This is a genomic window from Mycolicibacterium sp. XJ2546 (genome assembly GCF_053483195.1).
This window is the reverse complement of the sequence record NZ_JBEFRW010000008.1, coordinates 129,202-147,996: the sequence shown is the minus strand read 5'-3', so window position 1 is coordinate 147,996 and position 18,795 is coordinate 129,202. Positions and strand designations below refer to the sequence as shown.

General features: G+C 69.0%; 21 protein-coding genes. 8 read left to right on the top strand and 13 right to left on the bottom strand.

Going from position 1 to position 18,795, the window contains the following annotated elements; genetic code table 11:
- Positions 1 to 2: 2 nt before the first annotated feature.
- Genes ABQE44_RS15440 through ssd form a run of 4 tightly spaced genes read right to left on the bottom strand, consistent with a single transcriptional unit; the run spans position 3 to position 3,593 of the window.
- Entirely contained in the window at positions 3 to 569 is a 567-nt protein-coding gene (locus ABQE44_RS15440) for a type II secretion system F family protein (RefSeq protein WP_448391913.1), read from the bottom strand.
- Positions 566 to 1,351: a type II secretion system F family protein gene (locus ABQE44_RS15435; RefSeq protein WP_448430699.1), complete on the bottom strand. Its 786-nt coding sequence runs from the start codon at positions 1,349 to 1,351 to the stop codon at positions 566 to 568. The genes ABQE44_RS15440 and ABQE44_RS15435 overlap by 4 nt, the downstream gene beginning before the upstream one ends.
- Complete coding sequence (locus ABQE44_RS15430; protein WP_448430697.1) at positions 1,348 to 2,514, bottom strand: TadA family conjugal transfer-associated ATPase; 1,167 nt, start codon at positions 2,512 to 2,514, stop codon at positions 1,348 to 1,350. The genes ABQE44_RS15435 and ABQE44_RS15430 overlap by 4 nt, the downstream gene beginning before the upstream one ends.
- Positions 2,511 to 3,593 (bottom strand): septum site-determining protein Ssd, encoded by a 1,083-nt coding sequence (gene ssd / locus ABQE44_RS15425; RefSeq protein WP_448430695.1) that lies wholly within the window; start codon positions 3,591 to 3,593, stop codon positions 2,511 to 2,513. Before ssd ends, ABQE44_RS15430 begins: the two co-directional genes overlap by 4 nt.
- A 426-nt stretch (positions 3,594 to 4,019) precedes the next feature.
- Here ssd and ABQE44_RS15420 point away from each other — a divergent pair, with 426 nt between their 5' ends.
- Positions 4,020 to 4,868, top strand: coding sequence for an HAD-IB family hydrolase (locus tag ABQE44_RS15420; RefSeq protein WP_448392046.1), 849 nt, complete (start codon positions 4,020 to 4,022; stop codon positions 4,866 to 4,868).
- 441 nt (positions 4,869 to 5,309) lie between these two features.
- Here the strand turns inward: ABQE44_RS15420 and ABQE44_RS15415 are convergent, their stop codons facing one another.
- A complete protein-coding gene (locus tag ABQE44_RS15415) occupies positions 5,310 to 6,059 on the bottom strand; it encodes a Fic family protein (protein ID WP_448430693.1) in 750 nt (249 codons plus the stop codon).
- A 113-nt stretch (positions 6,060 to 6,172) separates the two neighbouring features.
- On the opposite strand from ABQE44_RS15415, the gene acs reads away from it, so the two are divergent.
- On the top strand, positions 6,173 to 8,125 hold the full coding sequence (gene acs, locus ABQE44_RS15410) for an acetate--CoA ligase (protein WP_448430691.1): 1,953 nt from the start codon (positions 6,173 to 6,175) through the stop codon (positions 8,123 to 8,125).
- 5 nt (positions 8,126 to 8,130) lie between these two features.
- Here the strand turns inward: acs and ABQE44_RS15405 are convergent, their stop codons facing one another.
- Positions 8,131 to 8,781: a S1 family peptidase gene (locus tag ABQE44_RS15405; protein ID WP_448430778.1), complete on the bottom strand. Its 651-nt coding sequence runs from the start codon at positions 8,779 to 8,781 to the stop codon at positions 8,131 to 8,133.
- A gap of 206 nt (positions 8,782 to 8,987) precedes the next feature.
- Here ABQE44_RS15405 and ABQE44_RS15400 point away from each other — a divergent pair, with 206 nt between their 5' ends.
- Positions 8,988 to 9,494 (top strand): phage holin family protein, encoded by a 507-nt coding sequence (locus ABQE44_RS15400; protein WP_448392044.1) that lies wholly within the window; start codon positions 8,988 to 8,990, stop codon positions 9,492 to 9,494.
- A complete protein-coding gene (locus ABQE44_RS15395; RefSeq protein WP_448430689.1) occupies positions 9,494 to 10,459 on the top strand; it encodes an alpha/beta fold hydrolase in 966 nt (321 codons plus the stop codon). The genes ABQE44_RS15400 and ABQE44_RS15395 overlap by 1 nt, the downstream gene beginning before the upstream one ends.
- On the opposite strand, the gene marP is transcribed toward ABQE44_RS15395, so the two are convergent.
- From marP to nth, 4 genes are read right to left on the bottom strand one after another with little or no spacing between them, the layout of a single operon-like run.
- Positions 10,452 to 11,639 carry an acid resistance serine protease MarP gene (gene marP / locus ABQE44_RS15390; RefSeq protein WP_448430687.1) on the bottom strand — a complete coding sequence of 396 codons (1,188 nt, stop codon included), beginning with the start codon at positions 11,637 to 11,639 and terminating at the stop codon, positions 10,452 to 10,454. The genes ABQE44_RS15395 and marP overlap by 8 nt on opposite strands.
- On the bottom strand, positions 11,636 to 12,406 hold the full coding sequence (locus ABQE44_RS15385) for an NUDIX hydrolase (RefSeq protein ID WP_448430685.1): 771 nt from the start codon (positions 12,404 to 12,406) through the stop codon (positions 11,636 to 11,638). The genes marP and ABQE44_RS15385 overlap by 4 nt, the downstream gene beginning before the upstream one ends.
- On the bottom strand, positions 12,403 to 13,044 hold the full coding sequence (locus tag ABQE44_RS15380; protein WP_448430683.1) for a TlpA family protein disulfide reductase: 642 nt from the start codon (positions 13,042 to 13,044) through the stop codon (positions 12,403 to 12,405). Before ABQE44_RS15380 ends, ABQE44_RS15385 begins: the two co-directional genes overlap by 4 nt.
- A gap of 20 nt (positions 13,045 to 13,064) precedes the next feature.
- Entirely contained in the window at positions 13,065 to 13,847 is a 783-nt protein-coding gene (gene nth / locus ABQE44_RS15375; protein ID WP_448430681.1) for an endonuclease III, read from the bottom strand.
- A 144-nt stretch (positions 13,848 to 13,991) separates the two neighbouring features.
- On the opposite strand from nth, the gene ABQE44_RS15370 reads away from it, so the two are divergent.
- Together ABQE44_RS15370 and crp are read left to right on the top strand one after the other, a co-directional pair.
- Positions 13,992 to 14,267, top strand: a complete 276-nt coding sequence (locus tag ABQE44_RS15370; protein ID WP_448392043.1) for a hypothetical protein — start codon at positions 13,992 to 13,994, stop codon at positions 14,265 to 14,267.
- A 103-nt stretch (positions 14,268 to 14,370) separates the two neighbouring features.
- Positions 14,371 to 15,045, top strand: a complete 675-nt coding sequence (gene crp, locus ABQE44_RS15365; protein WP_069405269.1) for a cAMP-activated global transcriptional regulator CRP — start codon at positions 14,371 to 14,373, stop codon at positions 15,043 to 15,045.
- Positions 15,046 to 15,106: 61 nt separating this feature from the next.
- Here the strand turns inward: crp and ABQE44_RS15360 are convergent, their stop codons facing one another.
- Genes ABQE44_RS15360 through ABQE44_RS15350 form a run of 3 tightly spaced genes read right to left on the bottom strand, consistent with a single transcriptional unit; the run spans position 15,107 to position 16,535 of the window.
- Positions 15,107 to 15,886 (bottom strand): MBL fold metallo-hydrolase, encoded by a 780-nt coding sequence (locus ABQE44_RS15360; RefSeq protein WP_448430776.1) that lies wholly within the window; start codon positions 15,884 to 15,886, stop codon positions 15,107 to 15,109.
- Between the two features lie 8 nt (positions 15,887 to 15,894).
- Positions 15,895 to 16,377, bottom strand: a complete 483-nt coding sequence (locus tag ABQE44_RS15355; protein ID WP_448391902.1) for a RidA family protein — start codon at positions 16,375 to 16,377, stop codon at positions 15,895 to 15,897.
- A complete protein-coding gene (locus ABQE44_RS15350) occupies positions 16,374 to 16,535 on the bottom strand; it encodes a Sp36 family protein (RefSeq protein ID WP_109747120.1) in 162 nt (53 codons plus the stop codon). The genes ABQE44_RS15355 and ABQE44_RS15350 overlap by 4 nt, the downstream gene beginning before the upstream one ends.
- 75 nt (positions 16,536 to 16,610) lie before the next feature.
- On the opposite strand from ABQE44_RS15350, the gene ABQE44_RS15345 reads away from it, so the two are divergent.
- The gene (locus ABQE44_RS15345) at positions 16,611 to 17,630 is read left to right on the top strand and encodes an ATPase BagA (protein ID WP_448430679.1); all 1,020 of its coding nucleotides are present in this window, start codon (positions 16,611 to 16,613) and stop codon (positions 17,628 to 17,630) included.
- A gap of 28 nt (positions 17,631 to 17,658) precedes the next feature.
- Positions 17,659 to 18,792 carry an ATPase BagB gene (locus tag ABQE44_RS15340; protein ID WP_448391900.1) on the top strand — a complete coding sequence of 378 codons (1,134 nt, stop codon included), beginning with the start codon at positions 17,659 to 17,661 and terminating at the stop codon, positions 18,790 to 18,792.
- Positions 18,793 to 18,795 lie beyond the last annotated feature (3 nt).

Here is an 18,795-nt window from a genome sequence, read left to right as displayed (position 1 = left end):
AATCACAGGACTCCTGACCGCAACACGTCACCGGCCAACCCGACAACCACCGGGACGATGCCCAGGCACAGGAAGGCCGGCAGGTAGCACAGCCCCAACGGTCCGGCGATCAACACCGACGCGCGTTCGGCCGCCGCCCGGGCGCCGGCTGCGGCGTCGTCACGGGTTCGGGCGGCCAGGTCCGTGATGCCGTCAGCCAGCGCGGCACCCGATGCGGCCGAGCGGCGCGCCAACCGCAGCAGCGCGTCGGTGTGCTGGTCGCGGTGTGCGGTGGGCTCCGACCACGCCACCGCCGGATCCGAGCCCAGCGCCAGCAGGTCGGCCGCCCGCGTCAGTACCCGGCCCAGGTGTTGCGGAGCCAGCGCCGCCGACACCGCCGCCGCCGTCGACACCGCCATACCGGAACGCAGGCACGCGGCGAATACGTCGAGCGCGGAAGCGGCGGCCAACGGATCTTTACCGTGGTCGCGGTGCGGCTGAACCGGTTTCGGCGCCACGGGTGCCAGCCTGGGCGTTGCACCCGGACCGACCAGCATGGCCGCCGCCAACAACAGCGCCGCGGCCGTCATGTCGAAACCCGATCGGTGATGCGGTCCGACCACGCCAGCCCGGCACACGCCAACGCGACACCAATGGCCAACAACCATTGCCCCGCGCCGTCGGAGCACAGGAAGCGCAGCGGATCGGCGCCGATCAACTGGCCGAGGCCGATGCCGAGGACCGGCAGTCCGGCCAGCACCGCCGCGGTGGTGCGCGCGCCTGCCATAGCGGCGGTGACCTGAGCCGAGAAGCGCTCGCGCTCAACGATGTCGCTGTGGGCGGTGCGGATCAGCGTCGCGATCGCCAAGCCGTGCGCCTGCGCCAGCTGCCAACACAGCGCGAGACGTTCCCAGTGCGTCGACAGCGCCGAGCGCGCCGCGACGCTACGCAACCCCGCGGCGACATCGCCACCCATCCGGGCCCGCGCAGCGACGGTGCGCAGCGACGCCGCCACACCGCCGTCGACCTCTTTGGCGGCCGTGGCGAACGCCGCCGCCGGGTGCGCGCCGACGCGAAGCTCGCCGACGAGAACGTCCAGCGCGCCTTGCAGGGCGACGGCCTCGGCCGCGCTGTCTCGTTTCCAGACCCGGCGTCGACGGCGCACTTCCACGGTGGTGGCGACGATCGCGGCGGCCACCACGATGCCCAGCGGCGCGATGACCGCCAACACCAGCGCGGTAACCACCGGCCACGTCAGCCTCAGGAACCGTGTCCATGGCGGGCGTTGCGCGTGGCGCCGCAGGGCGACGTGGCGGGCCGGTGCGGGGGCGATCAACAGGGCGAGCGCGAGCGCCAGGGCCGCCGCGCTCATCCGCGCCGCCGGTCGTCGATCAGGCGTCGCAGCTGCTCTGCGCCGCACCCGGGCCCACGGTCGACGTGCCAGGCCGTTACGGCTTGCACCCTGGCGTCGGGACCGCGCTCGAGCACCGAGATCTCGGTCAATCGGCGGCTTCGGCTGCGGTCACGGCTAACGTGCACGACCACCTGGACCGCAGCGGCGAGTTGGCTGTGCAGCGCGGCGCGGTCGAGTCCGCCGAGACCGGCCAGCGCCTCGAGCCGGGCCGGCACCTCGGCGGGGCTGTTGGCGTGCACGGTGCCCGCGCCACCGTCGTGGCCGGTGTTGAGCGCCGCGAGCAGGTCGACCACTTCGGCGCCGCGCACCTCGCCGACCACGATGCGGTCGGGCCTCATCCGCAACGCCTGCTTCACCAGGTCGCGCACGGTCACCTCGCCGACCCCTTCGACGTTGGGGCAGCGGGCCACGAGCTTCACCAAGTGTGGATGGGCGGGGGCGAGTTCGGCGGCATCCTCCACACAGACGATGCGTTCGTCGGCGGGCACGGCACCCAGCAGGGCCGACAACAGCGTTGTCTTGCCGGCGCCCGTGCCGCCTGAGATCAGCATGGCCAGGCGCGCGCCGACGATGTCGTCGAGCAGCGCCGCGGCGGCCGGTTCGATGGCGCCGGCCCGGATCAGCGCGGCCAGATCCTGGGTCGCGGGCCGCAACACGCGCAGCGAAAGACACGTCCCGCCGACGGCGACGGGCGGCAGCACCGCGTGCAACCGCACGCTGAACTCGCCGGTGCCCAACCCGTGCAGTTGGCCGTCCACCCACGGCTGGGCCTCATCGAGGCGCCGGCCCGCCGCCAACGCCAACCGTTGGGCCAGCCGACGCACCGCGGTCTCGTCGGCGAACCGAATCGTGCTGCGACGCAGCCCTGCCCCGTCGTCCACCCACACCGCATCAGGAGCTGTCACCAGTACGTCGGTGATGCCCTCGGCGCACAGCAGCGGCTCCAGCACCCCGGCGCCGGTCAGCTCGGTCTGTACCGCCCGCAGCCCGCGCAACACCTCGCTGTCGCCGAGCAGCCCGCCCGATTCGGCGCGGATCGCCTCGGCGACCACATCGGGGCGCAGCGGCGCCGACTCGACCGCCAGGCGTTCACGGACCCGGTCGATCAGCGACCCGCTCATCCCGCGGCCACCACCGGATGCTTGCGCAGCACCGTCAGCACCCGGCCGGCGGCCAGCGCCAGCGGCGATCGTCGACGCAACCGCAGGCCGTCGCATTCGAGGATGCGCGCCACCGACGGCTGCGGACGCATCGCGGCCAACAACGGCAACTCGACGATGTCGGCGACCTGACGCGACTGCAGGCCGCCCGGCGCGGGACCACGGACCACAAGTCCCGCGTTGGGGTTGACCGTCGTGACCCAACGCGCCGTCGCGGCCGCCGCGGCACAAGACCGGACGTCGGCGGGGACCACGATGACGACGAGATCGGCGGATGCCAGCGCGGTTTCAGCGGCCGTCGTCGATCGCCTCGGAACGTCGCAGACCACCGTCACCCCGCCGCGGCTACCCGCGTCGATCACCGAGCCCAACGGGGCCGGGTCGATGTCGCCGCCGGCGCGGGTGCAGGACAGCACCGTCACGCCGTGGCGGTGTGGCAGCGCGTCGCGCAGCGCGGTGTAGGTGAGCCTGCCGCCCTGCAGCATCAGGTCCGGCCAGCGCAGCCCGGGCACGGCTTCGCTGCCCAAAACCAGGTCGATGCCGCCGCTCCACGGGTCGGCGTCGACGAGCAGTGCTCCTGAGGCGTGAGTGACCTGTGATGCTGTGCGGGCGAGTGCGGTAGCGAACACCGAAGCCCCAGCGCCGCCCCGGCCGGCGATGGCCGCGACCACGGCTCCGCGGGGTGCATCCTCGCGGACCTGTTCGGCCGCGTCGGCCAACTCCGCCATCAGTTCGGCGTCCTGGTCGGGCAGCGCGATCACCCGCTGTGCACCGACCGCGATCGCGGCTTCCCACTCGGCGGCAACGGGTTCGCACCGGCCCACCAGGACGACGCGGGCACGCCGGGGCAGGGCCCGCTCGGCACAGCGGCGGGCGGCCCCGAGATCGAGCAGCACGGCCGCCGCGGCGGTCCACACTTTGCGGCTCGACGGCTCGGATGCATACACGGCGTGCAGGCCCACCGCAGCGCAGACCCGGTCGATATCGGCCCGCAGGGTGGGGTCGTGGATCAGCGCGAGGATGCCGTTGGGTGCGCCCATGGGGCAACCATTGCGGGCAAACCCGACACCGCGCCATGGGTGCACCCGAGATCTGGGGATGGGTTCGCCGTTGGGGATAACGCCCGAATCGGCCGCCCGCGAAAACTGCGTTCCGCAACCTTGGATAACTGCCCTGCTTATCCGCCATGCGAAAGGTTCCGGAAAAAGTGACGACCCCCGCCAGGGGGGGAGGAGGCGGAGGTCGTCGTGTATCAGCCCCGGGGGGTCGGGCTGATGCACACCCGACACAAGCCGGGTAAGCCTCACTATACACACGCCAGTATGGCGGGGCGCAAGAGTTGATTGCCGAAGAAAGCAGCGGAAACGCGAAAGGTTACAGTCACCGCCACGTGTCGTGAACTGCCAGTTTGTACAGACGCCTCGCTGGTGTCACGCGCGGGCACCTATGCTGGCGCCGTGACAGAACTGCAACCGCCGACCGGACGGTCGACAGTTCCGCAACCGGCCCGCCCGGCGGGCGAGCCGCTGAAAACCGCTGCGTTCTTCGACCTCGACAAGACGGTGATCGCCAAATCGAGCACCTTGGCTTTCAGCAAACCCTTCTTCGCCCAAGGGCTAATCAATCGGCGAACCGTTCTCAAGTCCGCCTACGCCCAGTTCCTGTTCCTGATGTCGGGCGCCGACCACGACCAGATGGACCGGATGCGCGCGTACTTGACCAACATGTGCGCCGGCTGGGATGTCGAGCAGGTGAAGTCGATCGTCGGCGAGACCTTGCACGAGGTCGTCAACCCGTTGGTGTTCGCAGAAGCCGCCGAGCTGATCGCCGATCACAAGCTCTGCGGCCGCGACGTGGTCGTAGTCTCGGCGTCGGGTGAGGAAATCGTCGCGCCGATCGCTCGGGCGCTCGGCGCCACCCACGCCATGGCCACGCGGATGGTCGTCGAGGATGGCCGCTACACCGGTGAAATCGCCTTCTACTGCTACGGCGAAGGCAAAGTTGAGGCGATTCGCCAGCTCGCCTCCACCGAGGGCTACGCCCTGGAGCATTGCTACGCCTACACCGACTCGATCACCGATCTGCCGATGCTCGAAATCGTCGGCCACCCGGCCGTGGTAAACCCGGATCGCACGTTGCGCAAAGAAGCCGCCGCGCGCAACTGGCCGGTGCTCACGTTCTCCAAACCGGTGTCGCTGCGCGACCGCATCCCCGCGCCGTCGGGCGCCGCGGTGGCTACCACCGCAGCGGTCGGGGTGAGCGCGTTGGCGGCTGGCGCACTTACCTATTCGCTGCTGCGGCGCTTCGCATTCTGAGCCGTCCGGGCACCCGGTTTCGCGATCCGTAACGATCCGGACCCGGTGCCGGTTTTAGCCCTTGCTGTGACCGCGGTCACGGGGTACAAATGGAAGCACGGAAGCTTGGCAAGGCCAAGGCCGAGCCGGAAGAGAAGGCTCGGACTCCCGAACCAGGCTCCCTAGCGCGGATCCCGGCACCCACGCGGAGCACATGCCGCGAAATAGGCAGAAGTGTTGCGGGCCTGCGTATTTGCGAAAAGCGGACGGCGGGAGCTTTCCCACGGGAGTTTTCCCAAGATGACCCTTTGGGTGGGGTCGCAGCCGGAGCGCATCGACAAGACGCCGAGGCCACCCACGCAGCCCACCACAGCACGCTTGGTAACCGGGTCCCCGCGCTAGCGGGCGGCGAGCCGAATCACTCGGAACGCCGCCCGCTTCACGTTGTTGTTCTACAGACGCCTACGAACCCATCGCCTGCGCGATCGACAACGCTTCGCGCGCACCGGCGTGCAGCGCCCGGCAACTCAACAACAGCCATGCCGTCAGGCCGTCCGGCGTCCCGGACGAGAAGCCGCGTGCGGCGGCCGTGTAGTCACCGGACTGCCGCATCAGATAGACCTCCGGCACGCCCAGCCCGTGCGGATCGAGGCCACTGGCCATGGTCACCAACCGCGACACCGCCCGGGCCACCACACCGTCGGCGCTGCCGAACGGGGCGAGCGTCAGCAGTTCACCGTGCGCGACGGCGGCCAGGATCGCGGCGGGCACCCGCGTGCCACCCGTCACGATGTCGGACAGCAGCGCAAGCCGGTCCCCCACGTCGGCGTCGGCGCGGGGACGCCCGAGGCGGTCGTCGTCGACAAGGTCGGCGGCCGCCAGCGCATGCAACCGGGCCAGCGCCTGCAGCGGCGCGCGCCGCCACACCCGCACCAGCGTGGTATCGCCACCCTCGAGCGCTTCGGACACCCGGATCGCGCCGGCGAGCACGGGGTCGATGTCGTCGCCGTCGCCCAACTTCAACGAGCCGCCGTCGAGCACCGACGACGCCCGCGCACCGCGCAGTGCGGACTCCGCGGCGGTCGCGGGCCAGCCGCGCAAGTTGGTGCGGTGCCGGTGCGCGCGGCCCAGCGCCTCACCCGCTTCCTCGCACGCCTGCGCCACCCCGGGCAACTCGACGAGCGGGGACAACGGATCGGCGGAAGCGGTCACGGCAGCCCACGCTAGCCGAACCGACACCTGCGTCAGCCGCCGCGTATCGCAGGCCCGCCCATCCGTTGTGACATGCTCACCGCGCGTCGCGTTCGGTGACTACCCTCACAGATATGACCGAGACGCACACCGAAGCACCTGCCGTCTATCCGCCCTCCAATGAGTTCGCCGCCCAGTCGAACGCGACGGCCGAGATGTATGAAGAGGCCGAGCGCGACCGGTTGGCGTTCTGGGCCAAACAGGCCGAGCGACTGCACTGGGCCACGCCGTTCACTGAGGTGCTGGACTGGTCGGACGCACCGTTCGCGAAGTGGTTCGTGGGCGGCAAGCTCAACGTCGCCTACAACTGCGTGGACCGCCACGTCGAGGCCGGCCACGGTGACCGGGTGGCGCTGCACTGGGAGGGTGAACCGGTCGGCGACAGCCGCTCGATCACCTACGCCGAACTGCAGGAGCAGGTGTGCAAGGCGGCCAACGCGTTGACCGATCTCGGCCTGGCCACCGGCGATCGCGTGGCGATCTACATGCCCATGGTCCCGGAGGCACTCGTTGCGATGCTGGCATGCGCGCGGTTGGGTGTGCTGCATTCGGTGGTGTTCGCCGGCTTCTCGAGTTCCGCGCTCGCCGCGCGCATCCAGGACGCCGAAGCCAAGTTGGTGATCACCTCCGACGGCCAATACCGGCGCGGCCAGGCCATGCCGCTCAAAGAGGGCGCCGATCAGGCGGTGGCCGACCAGCCGTCGGTGCAGCATGTGCTGGTGGTGCGCCGCTGCGGCATCGATGTGCCCTGGACCGAAGGCCGCGACGTGTGGTGGCACGACGTCGTCGACAGCGCCTCACCCGAGCACGCGCCTGACGCGTTCGACTCCGAGCATCCGCTGTTCTTGCTCTACACCTCGGGCACCACCGGCAAACCCAAGGGGATCGTCCACACCACCGGCGGCTTTTTGACCCAGGCCGCCTACACCCAGCACTACGTGTTCGATTCCAAACCCGACACCGACGTGTACTGGTGCACCGCCGACATCGGGTGGGTCACCGGGCACAGCTACATCGTGTTCGGACCGTTGGCCAACGGCGCCACCCAGGTGGTCTACGAGGGCACGCCCAACTCGCCCAACGAGCATCGGCACTTCGAGATCATCGAAAAGTACGGTGTCACGGTCTATTACACGGCGCCGACGTTGATCCGAACGTTCATGAAGTGGGGTCGTGAGATTCCCGACGCGCACGATCTGTCCAGCCTGCGGCTGCTGGGCTCGGTCGGCGAGCCGATCAACCCCGAGGCGTGGCGCTGGTATCGCAAGGTGATCGGCGCGGACAAGACACCGGTGGTCGACACCTGGTGGCAGACCGAGACGGGCGCCATCATGATCTCCCCGCTGCCCGGCGTGACGGCGGCCAAGCCGGGTGCGGCCATGGCGGCGCTGCCGGGCATCTCGGCGCAGATCGTCGACGAGGACGGCCAGCGCATCCCGCCCAGCCCGCCCGACGCCGAACCGGTCACCGGTTACCTGGTGCTCGACCAGCCCTGGCCGGCGATGCTGCGCGGCATCTGGAACGACCCGGAGCGCTACAAGGACACGTACTGGAAGCGGTTCGAAAAGCAGGGGTGGTACTTCGCCGGCGACGGGGCGCGCTACGACGCCGACGGCGACATCTGGGTGCTGGGCCGTATCGACGACGTGATGAACGTGTCCGGACACCGCATCTCGACCGCGGAGGTGGAGTCGGCGCTCGTCGGGCACCAGAACGTCGCCGAGGCCGCCGTGGTGGGCGCCAGCGATGCGCAGACCGGACAGGCTATTTGCGCGTTCGTCATCCTGGAGGCGCACGCCAAGTCCAGCGGCGACGAGATGGTCGACGTGCTGCGCGAGCAGGTCGCCAAGGAGATCGGAAAGATCGCCCGGCCCCGCGAAATCCACGTCGTACCCGAGCTGCCCAAGACCCGCAGCGGCAAGATCATGCGTCGGCTGTTGCGCGACGTCGCCGAGGGCCGCGATCTCGGAGACACCTCAACCCTGGTGGACCCCAGCGTCTTCGAGAACATCCGGACCAGCAAGTAAGCGCGCTACGACGCGCCGATCGGAACGAAACCCGTACCCGGCCGGTTCTTCGCGGTGATATCGGCCAGCTGGGTGTTGAACGACATTGTCACCGCGGGCGTGTGCAGCGGGATGTACTTGATGATGCACGTCGGCAGGTTCTCGGAGAACGCACCGTGGATCATGCCGACAAGCCGGTTGTGGACGGTGACGGGTGCACCGGAGTCACCCGGCCCACCGCACACCTGGTTGACGAAGGTGCCGGGCTCGGTGCCCGGGCCCCACGTCACCCCGCAGGAGTAGCCGGTGGTACGGCCCAGCTTGCAGGCGACGTCGCCGACGACCGGGTCGGGGCCGAGCCCGTCGATCTGGAACCCGTCGATGTTGTTGACCGGTCGCACCTTGGCCGGGTCGAACTGGATGACCGCGTAATCCAGCGCGTCGTTGCCGGCGACCATCGTGCCCACCACACCGGCGTTCGGCGCGGTTTCGGCCGCCACCTGTGCTCCGGGTCCGCCGCAGTGCGCGGAGGTGAAGCCGATCAGGCTTCCGCGGTTGTCATGGCCGATCGCGGTCAGCGTGCACATCGTCTCGCCGTTGACGACCAGACCCGACCCGCCGCCCAGCACCACCGGGTCGGCGGCGTATGCGGTGGGGGCGAACGCGACGAGTCCCATCAGCCCGGCAAGGGCGACGAACGTGGTAGCAAGACGACGCAGGCAGCGGCCGCTGGTCCTCAAAGATGTCTCCTCAATCGCGAGCCCGACCTGCCGTGCTGGAACCCAGCCAGTCTATCGCCGGTCGGCCCGCGGTTGGCCGCACGCCACATGCCACCACCCGACATGGCAACATGAACCGCGACCGATAGCCGAGGCGGGAGGAACTGTCCGTGAGCGATCGCAGCAATGGCGCGCCGACCACCGTGACGTCGATACCACTGGTCGACCCGCACGCCGCCAAGGCCGACCCGTCCATCGGGGACCTGGTCAAGGACGCCACGACGCAGGTATCGACGTTGGTACGCGCGGAGGTCGAACTCGCCAAGGCCGAGATCACCCGCGACGTCAAGAAGGGCCTGACCGGCAGCGTCTACTTCATCCTGGCGCTGGTGGTGCTGTTCTACTCCACGTTCTTCTTCTTCTTTTTCGTCGCCGAACTGCTCGACACCTGGATCTGGCGCTGGGCGGCGTTTTTGATCGTGTTCGGCATCATGGTCGTGGTCACCGCGATCTTCGGCCTGCTCGGCTACCTCAAGGTGCGGCGCATCCGCGGTCCGCAGCAGACCATCGAATCGGTCAAGGAGATCCCCGAAGCGCTGACCCCGGGCCACGACAAGGCCAAGACCGCCGCCGGCGACGGTAAGCCGGCGACCGACCCATCAGGCTGGTAATGCCCTCCGGGCCACCGCCCGATCCGTCGGTAGTCCGAATCGACGGCCCATGGCGTCATCGTGATGTGCACGCCAACGGAATTCGCTTCCACGTCGTGGAGGCCGACTCCCCCGACGCGTCCACGACGCTGGCAACCGAACGGCCGCTGGTCATCCTGCTGCACGGCTTCGGATCGTTCTGGTGGTCGTGGCGCCACCAGTTGCGCGGGCTGACCGGCGCGCGGGTGGTGGCCGTTGATCTGCGCGGCTACGGCGGCAGCGACAAACCGCCGCGCGGCTACGACGGCTGGACCCTGGCCGGGGACACCGCTGGCCTGGTGCGCGCGCTCGGCCACAACGAGGCCACGTTGGTGGGCCACGCCGACGGCGGGCTGGTCTGTTGGGCCACCGCGGTGCTGCACCCGCGCGCGGTGCGGGCGATCGCCGTTGTCAGCTCACCGCATCCGGTCGCCCTTCGCGCCTCGGTGCTGCGGCGGCGCGACCAGCGCACGGCCCTGCTGCCGTGGCTGCTGCGCTACCAGGTGCCGATGTGGCCCGAGCGGGCGTTGACCCGGCACGACGCCGAGGAACTGGAACGTCTGGTGCGCAGCAGGGCCGGCGCGAAATGGGTTGCGTCAGAAGATTTTTCCGAGACCATCGGCCATCTGCGGCGCGCGTTCCAGATCCCGTCGGCGGCGCATTCGGCGCTGGAGTACCAGCGCTGGGCCGTACGCAGCCAGCTGCGCGGGGAAGGCCGACGGTTCATGCAGTCGATGCGGCGCCCGCTCAACGTTCCGGTGCTTCACCTCCGCGGGGACGCCGACCCGTACGTGCTGGCCGATCCGGTGTATCGCACCCAGCACTACGCACCGCACGGTCGCTACGTATCGATCGCCGGCGCAGGCCATTTCGCCCACGAAGAGGCGCCGGAAGCGGTCAACGAGCAACTGTCGCGCTTTGTGGCGCAGGTGTACCGCGTTAGGTGATGCAGGTGCCGGTGGGCACGCGTTCGGTGTTGCCGATCGCGGCGAGCTGACGCGACACCTCGTTGGCGGTCAGCACGAACCCGGTGTCGGCGTCGTCCACAGCGGCGCCGAACACCACACCCAGCACGTTGCCGTCCAGGTCGATCATGGGTCCGCCTGAATTGCCTTGGCGCACAGTGCCTCTGATCGTGTACACCTCACGTTCCACCGTGTTGGTGCGGTAGATGTCGGGTCCGGACAGCTCGATGATCTCGCGCACCCGGGCCGGTGTCGCGACGAAGTCACCGCCGCCGGGATAACCCATCACAATCGCGTCGGTTCCCGTCGACGCCGGCGTCTCGGCGAACTGCAGCGGCTCGGACGCCAGGTCGGGCACGTCGAGGATCGAGATGTCGGCGTCGGGGTCGTAGGACACCACGTAGGCCTCGTAGGTCCGGCCGTCGGCCTCGATCGTGACACTGTCGGAACCGGCCACCACGTGCGCGTTCGACATCACCCGGTCGGGACCCACGACGAATCCGCTGCCCTCCAACACCTTCTGGCAGCCCGGCGCGACGCCGCGGATCTTCACCACGCTGGGCCGCGAGGCCGCAACGACGGGGTCGACGGCCAGCGCGGCATCGGGGGCGTCGACGGCCACGATCGGGGTGCGCCCGAACGGCTGCAGCACGTCGGGCAAGCCCGAGGTGTCCAACAGTGCCGACAGCCGGGCAGGCACCTGCCTCAACCAGTCCGGTGCGAGGTCGTTGACCTCCTTGAGCACCTGCGAGCCGCGCACCGCGGCAGCCAGGTTCGGCTGATCCGAGGTCTGCAGCGGATAGGTCAGCATCCACGCGGCCACCAGCACCGCGACGATCTGCAGTGCCACCCCGATCAGGGAGTCGATGGCGCGTAGCCCGCCGTTGCGGATAGCGCCGCGCACCGCCCGGCCCAGCACGACGCCGGCGATCTCGCCGACGACCACCAGGGCAAGGATCAGAAACAACGTCACGAACAGCTTGGTGCGGGGGCCGTCGATGTTGGCGACCAGGTGCGGCGCGAGCAGCACACCGGCCACCGCCCCGAGCACCACGCCGAGGAACGACAGCAGCGAACCGAGCGCCCCCGAGCGCCATCCGGAGATACCGGCGATGAAGGCGACGGCGAGGACAACGAGGTCGAGCCACTGCGACGAAGTCATGGTTGGGTTTCACCGTAACTTGAGTCGTCGCCGACGAGCGCCATTGCCTCGTCGAGTTCGCGCACGTCGGCGGTGTTCCACGGCCGCGACCAGCCGGCGACGTCGAGCATCGCCGAGATCACCTGGCCGGTGAACCCCCACACCAGCATCTCGTGGAGCAAGAACGCCGGCCCGGCCAGCCGGCGGGTGTTTTCCTTGCGGTACACCATGATCCGGTTCTTGGGGTTGATGAAGGCCCGCAGCGGCACCCGGGCGACGTGCGCGGTTTCACCTTCGTCGATGACGGCGACCGGGCCGGGGTCCGTCGAGTACGCCAGCACCGGTACGACGTGGAAACCCGAGGGCGGAATGAACAGCCGTTCCAGCGTGGCGATCGGATGCAGCCGTCGGACGTCGATGCCGGTCTCCTCGTTGGCCTCGCGCAGCGCGGTGTGCACGGGGGTGAGGTCGCCGGGGTCGGCCGCGCCGCCGGGGAACGCGGCCTGCCCGGCGTGGTGGCGCAGCGTGGCGGCGCGGACGGTGACCAACAGGTCCACGTCCTGCGGTACCCCGTCGCCGGGTGCCTGCGGCGGGCCGGAGAACAGCACCAGCACCGCCGCGTCGCGGCCGGCGCCGGGCATCGCGTTGACCCCCATCGCGGCCAGCACTTCGGGGGGCACCCGGCGTCGATAGGCCCGCTTGACCAGGTCGGTGTTGTCGAGCAGTGGTTTGAGCCAGGACGGCGCGGCCTCAGGGGTCAGCGGACTGTCTTCGCTGACCCAGTTCACCCCGGTACTCCTATCGACGGGTTGATCGCTGCGGCGATCTCGTCGGCGTTGTCAAACGAGCGCGGCAGGACGTCGGCCACGCTACCGTCTGCGCGAAGGACCACGGTTGCGGGCATGACGTTCGGTACCCGCAGCGCAGCCGCGATTAACCGGCGACCGTCCTGCAGCGTCGGCAGCCGCACCCCGAGCTCGGCCAAGCGCACGAGCGCGGCCGACTCGTTCTCGTCCTGATGCACCGTCAGCACGGTGACCTCCGGGCCGACGCGGCGCTGGTATTCGGCCATCGCGGGCAGCTCCGCCGCACACGGCGCGCACCAGTAGGCCCACAGATTGAGCACCACGGTGCGGCCGGCCAACGCCTCGGCGACGTCGACCATCGCACCGTCACCCGCGCATTCCAGCGTGATACCGCGTAGCGCCTCGGGCCCTGCGCCGACGCCGGATGACGGGCACGGCCGAAGATCCGCACGTGCCCGGGGACCGGCCAGCGCCACGGCGGTGTCGGCGGCGCGGCGGTCGCGGGCGGTGCCCGGCCCGTCGGCGCCGTCGTCGTCGCCGCCGAGCTCGCTCCACAGCGCCACGCCGAGGGCGACCAGGATCACCAGCACGGCCACGGTCCACCGGGTCGAACTGCGCATGTCGTGTCACCCCGGCCGGGCTACAGCCCGGCCAGCGCCAGCAGGTGCTCGGTTTCGGGGCCCTTGACCAGCGGCGCAGCGGTCATCGGGTCGGTCGGCCCGATCCCGTAGGAGGGGCAGTCGTTGGCCAGCACGCACACCCCGCACGCGGGTTTTCGGGCGTGACAGACCCGGCGGCCGTGAAAGATCACCCGGTGACTCAGGTCGGTCCACTCCTTGCGCGGGATCAGTTCGCCGACGGCGTGTTCGACCTTGACCGGGTCTTCCTCAGCCGTCCACCGCCACCGCCGCACCAGCCTGCCGAAATGGGTGTCGACGGTGATGCCGGGGATGTCGAACGCGTTGCCGAGGATGACGTTGGCTGTCTTGCGGCCCACCCCGGGCAGCGTGACGAGCTCCGCCATGGTGGCGGGCACCTGGCCGTCGAACCGCTCGACCAGCTCCTGGCCCAACCGGATCAGCGAGCTGGCCTTGTTCCGGAAGAAGCCGGTGGGCCGGATGAACTCCTCGAGCTCGGCACGGTCAGCCTGGGCGTAGTCCAGTGCGGTGCGGTAGCGCTTGAACAACGCCGGGGTGGTGAGGTTGACCCGCTTGTCGGTGCTCTGCGCCGACAGGATCGTGGCGACCGTGAGCTCGAGCGGGTTGGTGAAGTCCAGCTCGCAGTACACATGCGGAAACGCCTGCGCGAGCGTCCGATTCATTCGCCGAGCCCGACGCACGAGGCCGATGCGGGTTTCGCTGTCCCATTTTCGGGCGCGTTTGGCCGCGGCCGCCTTACCCGTTGATGTGTCGCCCACGGTCACATCCGCAAGCCTACTGACGACGTCTGACATCGCCGAACGGCGCTGCCGCGGACCGGTGGCAATTTGTGATCCCGCTGAGACCTTGGCCGTGTTTACTTCAGCGTTGTGTCATGGTTGCTGGTCGGATTGATTCCGGGGTTGCTGATGCTGGCAACGTTCGGCCTCGACCGTCTCGAAGCGGGCCTGCACCGAGACACGGTGTCGGCCACCGACGTGGCCACCCTGCTCTCCCGTACCGGGGCCGCCGATGTCGACACGCTGACCCGCGCGGACCGGATACGGCAACCCAGGCATGCGCACGAGTCGACGATTCACGCGCTGACCCGCAACGGTGCGGCACCGGATTTGCCCACGCGCGATTACCCACACCGGGCAGTCAATCCTGAGTTTCAGCGGACTCGACATGCCAATCGTGTGTAGCGTGGGCTGGTCGCGAAACGGGGTACCTCTAGACTGATTTCGCTAACCAGGCTAGAGCTCGGCTTTGCGCAGTCATATCACCTAACAGCTTAAGAGGGGCAACGTGGACGAGATCCTGGCGCGGGCCGGAATCTTCCAGGGGGTCGAACCCAGCGCCGTATCCGCGCTGACCAAGCAACTGCAACCCGTCGACTTCCCCCGCGGACACACCGTGTTCGCCGAAGGGGAACCCGGTGACCGGCTGTACATCATCGTGTCCGGGAAGATCAAGATCGGCCGCCGATCGCCGGATGGCCGGGAGAATCTGCTCACGATCATGGGACCGTCGGACATGTTCGGCGAGTTGTCGATCTTCGACCCCGGGCCGCGGACGTCGAGCGCCACCACCATCACCGAGGTGCGCGCCGTGACGATGGACCGCGACGCGCTGCGGGCCTGGATCTCCGACCGCCCGGAGATCGCCGAACAGCTGCTGCGGGTGCTGGCCCGTCGCCTGCGCCGCACCAACAACAACTTGGCCGACCTCATCTTCACCGACGTGCCCGGCCGGGTGGCCAAGCAGCTGCTGCAGCTGGCACAGCGGTTCGGCACCCAGGAGGGCGGCGCGCTACGCGTGACGCACGACCTGACGCAGGAGGAGATCGCTCAGCTCGTCGGCGCCTCGCGTGAGACGGTCAACAAGGCGCTGGCCGACTTCGCCCACCGCGGCTGGATTCGGTTGGAAGGCAAGAGCGTGCTGATTTCGGACTCCGAACGTCTGGCCCGCCGCGCGCGTTGAGTCCTCCCGGCGATTTCGGCGCGCTCGCGGCCCGTCAGCGTCCCTCAGCGCGCCGAACTCGCTAACCTCGCAGGTAGTCCACCTGGGCCTGGACCGACCATTCGGCCACGTCCCAAAGCTTTTCGTCGACGTCGGTGTAGACATGTTCGACGATCTGGCGGACGGTGGCGTCCTCACCCAACTCGTGCAGCGCGCCGCGCACCTGATCGAGCCGCTCCTCGCGGTGCGCCAAATACATGTCGCTGACCGTTGCCACGTCCGCGAGTTCGGGGCCGTGGCCGGGCAACACCGTGCGCTGGCCGAGGCCACGCAGCCGCTGCAACGAGTCGAGGTACTCCTGCAGGCTGCCGTTCTCCTTGTCGATCACCGTGGTGCCGCGGCCCAGCACTGTGTCGGCGGTCAGCACCGCGTCGTCGAGGACGAAAGACACCGAGTCCGCGGTGTGGCCGGGGGTGGCCAGCACGGTGATCCGCAGCCCCGCGGCGTCGATGACCTCGCCGTCGGTCAGCGGCCCGCCGAGACCGCGCAGGAAACCGCTGCCCATCGAGCGGACCACCGCGCCGGTTCGTTCGACGATCTTGTCGATGGCGCCGGTGTGGTCCTCGTGGCGGTGGCTGATCAAAATCAGCGAAATCTCGCCGAGGTCGGCGAGCCGTGCGACGTGCTCGTCGTCGTCCTCGGGACCGGGGTCGACGAGCACCATCTCGTCGCTGCCCGGCCCGCGCAGCACCCACGTGTTGGTGCCGTCGAGCGTCATCATCCCCGGGTTATCGCACAGCAGCACCGACGCGGTTTCGGTGACCGGCCGCAGAAGCCGGTACGCGGGGTGCTCGAGGGTCACCGGTTCGCTCACGTCAGCTCGACGATGACTTCTACTTCGACCGGCGCATCAAGGGGTAGCGCCGACACCCCGACCGCCGACCGCGCGTGCGCGCCCGCGGCGCCGAAGACCTCACCGAACAGTTCGGAGGCCCCGTTGATCACCCCCGGCTGGCCGTGGAAGCCCGGGGCCGACGCGACGAACCCGACCACCTTGACCACCCGCGCGACCGCGTCGATGCCGGCCAGCGAGTCCACTGCGGCCAAGGCGTTGAGCGCGCACACCCGGGCCAGCGCCTTGGCGCCCTCGGGGCTGACCTCGGCGCCGACCTTGCCGGCCTGCAGCAGCGCGCCGTCCTTCATCGGCAACTGACCGGCGGTGTAGACCAGGTTTCCGGTGCGCACCGCGGGCACGTAGGCCGCCACCGGCGGCACCACGGCGGGCAGTTCGATGCCCAGCTCGGCCAACCGGGCGGCCGGGGTCTGATGTCGGCCCTCCGGCGCCGGCGTCATTTCGGTCGTTTGAGATAGGCGACGTGCTGCTCACCGGTCGGCCCGGGCAGCACCGACACCAGTTCCCAGCCGTCCTCGCCCCACTGGTCGAGGATCTGTTTGGTGGCGTGGGTGAGCAACGGGACGGTGGAGTACTCCCAGCGGGTCGGTTCGGTCATATGCCGAGCTTATCGGGCGGTCAAATGAGGCTGCGGGCGTCATGGAGGCGCAGACCAGTCGTTTAGCATGCACACGTGGCTTCCACTACCAATGGCGGCAAATCCGTCGGCTGGCCGTCTCGCCTGACCAAGGCGCGCCTGCACTTCATCACCGGCAAGGGCGGCACCGGCAAGTCGACGATCGCCGCAGCCCTGGCGTTGGCCCTCGCAGTCGGCGGCCGCAAGGTGCTGCTGGTGGAAGTTGAAGGGCGCCAAGGGATTGCGCAGTTATTCGACGTCCCGCCGCTGCCCTACGAAGAGGTCAAGATCGCCACCGCCGACGGTGGCGGTCAGGTCAACGCGCTGGCGATCGACACCGAGGCGGCGTTCCTCGAATACCTCGACATGTTCTACAACCTCGGCCTGGCCGGGCGGGCGATGCGCAGGATCGGCGCGGTGGAGTTCGCCACGACGATCGCACCCGGGTTACGTGATGTGCTGCTCACCGGAAAGATCCGCGAGATCGTCACGCGCGCCGAGAAGGGTAAGCAACCGGTGTATGACGCCATCGTGGTGGACGCGCCGCCGACCGGGCGCATCGCCCGGTTCCTCGACGTCACCAAGGCGGTCTCGGATCTGGCCAAGGGCGGGCCGGTGCACGGGCAGGCCGAAAGCGTCGTCAAGGTGTTGCATTCCGACCTCACCGCGATCCACCTGGTGACGCTGTTGGAGGCGCTGCCCATCCAGGAGACGCTGGAAGCCATCGACGAACTCAAGGGTCTGGACCTGCCGATCGGCAGCGTCATCGTCAACCGCAACATCCCGGCCCACCTGTCACCGCAGGATCTGGCCAAGGCCGCCGAAGGCCACATCGACGCCGACGAGGTCCGCGCGACGCTGGCCGATCACGGAATCACATTGTCTGACAGTGATTTCGCGGGTCTGCTCACCGAGACCATCCAGCACGCTACCCGGATCAAGGCGCGCGCCGAGAGTTCTGAGCAACTCGACGCGTTGGACGTGGCGCGCCTCGAGTTGCCGCAGATCACTGACGGCGTGGATCTGGGCAGCCTCTATGAACTCGCCGAAGTGCTCGCACAGCAGGGCGTCCGGTAGACGCATCGGACCACTAGAGGAGACGTAGATGAGCACCCACCCCCCTGCGCTCGATATGCGCGCGATCATCGAGGACACTTCCAACCGCGTCGTGGTGTGCTGCGGCGCCGGCGGTGTCGGCAAGACCACCACGGCGGCCGCATTGGCGTTACGGGCGGCCGAATACGGCCGCACGGTGGTGGTGTTGACGATCGACCCGGCCCGGCGTCTCGCCCAGGCGCTGGGCATCACCGATCTGGGCAACACCCCGCAGCGCGTACCGCTGGCGCCGGAGGTGCGCGGCGAGTTGCACGCGATGATGCTCGACATGCGCCGGACGTTCGACGAGATGGTGGTCCAGTATTCCGGCGCCGACCGCGCTAACGCGATTCTGGACAACCAGTTCTATCAGACCGTCGCCACGTCGCTGGCGGGCACACAGGAATACATGGCGATGGAGAAGCTGGGTCAGCTTCTCGCGCAGGACAAATGGGACCTCGTGGTGGTCGACACTCCGCCGTCGCGCAACGCCCTGGACTTCCTCGACGCGCCAAAACGGTTGGGCAGCTTCATGGATAGCCGGCTGTGGCGGCTGCTGCTGGCGCCGGGCCGGGGCTTCGGACGTCTCGTCACCGGAGCCGTCGGGTTGGCCATGAAGGCGCTGTCGACGGTGCTGGGTTCGCAAATGCTTTCCGACGCCGCGAGTTTCGTCCAATCATTGGACGCCACGTTCGGCGGGTTCCGGGAGAAGGCCGAGCGCACCTACGACCTGCTCAAGCGTCGCGGGACGCAGTTCGTCGTGGTGTCGGCGGCCGAACCGGACGCGCTGCGCGAGGCGTCGTTCTTCGTCGACCGGCTCTCCGAAGAGCACATGCCGCTGGCCGGGCTGATCCTCAACCGCACCCACCCGACGCTGTGCGAGGAGCTGCACGCGGAGAAGGCCGAGGAAACCGCCGAGGAAATCGAGAAGACCGGCCCGGGCTCGTTGACGGAAGGCGTGCTACGGATTCACGCCGACCGCGCGATGACGGCGAAGCGGGAGATCCGGCTGCTGTCGCGGTTCACGGGCGCCAATCCGCACGTGGCGATCGTCGGGGTGCCGTCGCTGCCGTTCGACGTCTCGGATCTGGATGCACTGCGGGCCATCGCCGATCAGATGACCGGTGAGGTTTCCGTGGCCTAGTGG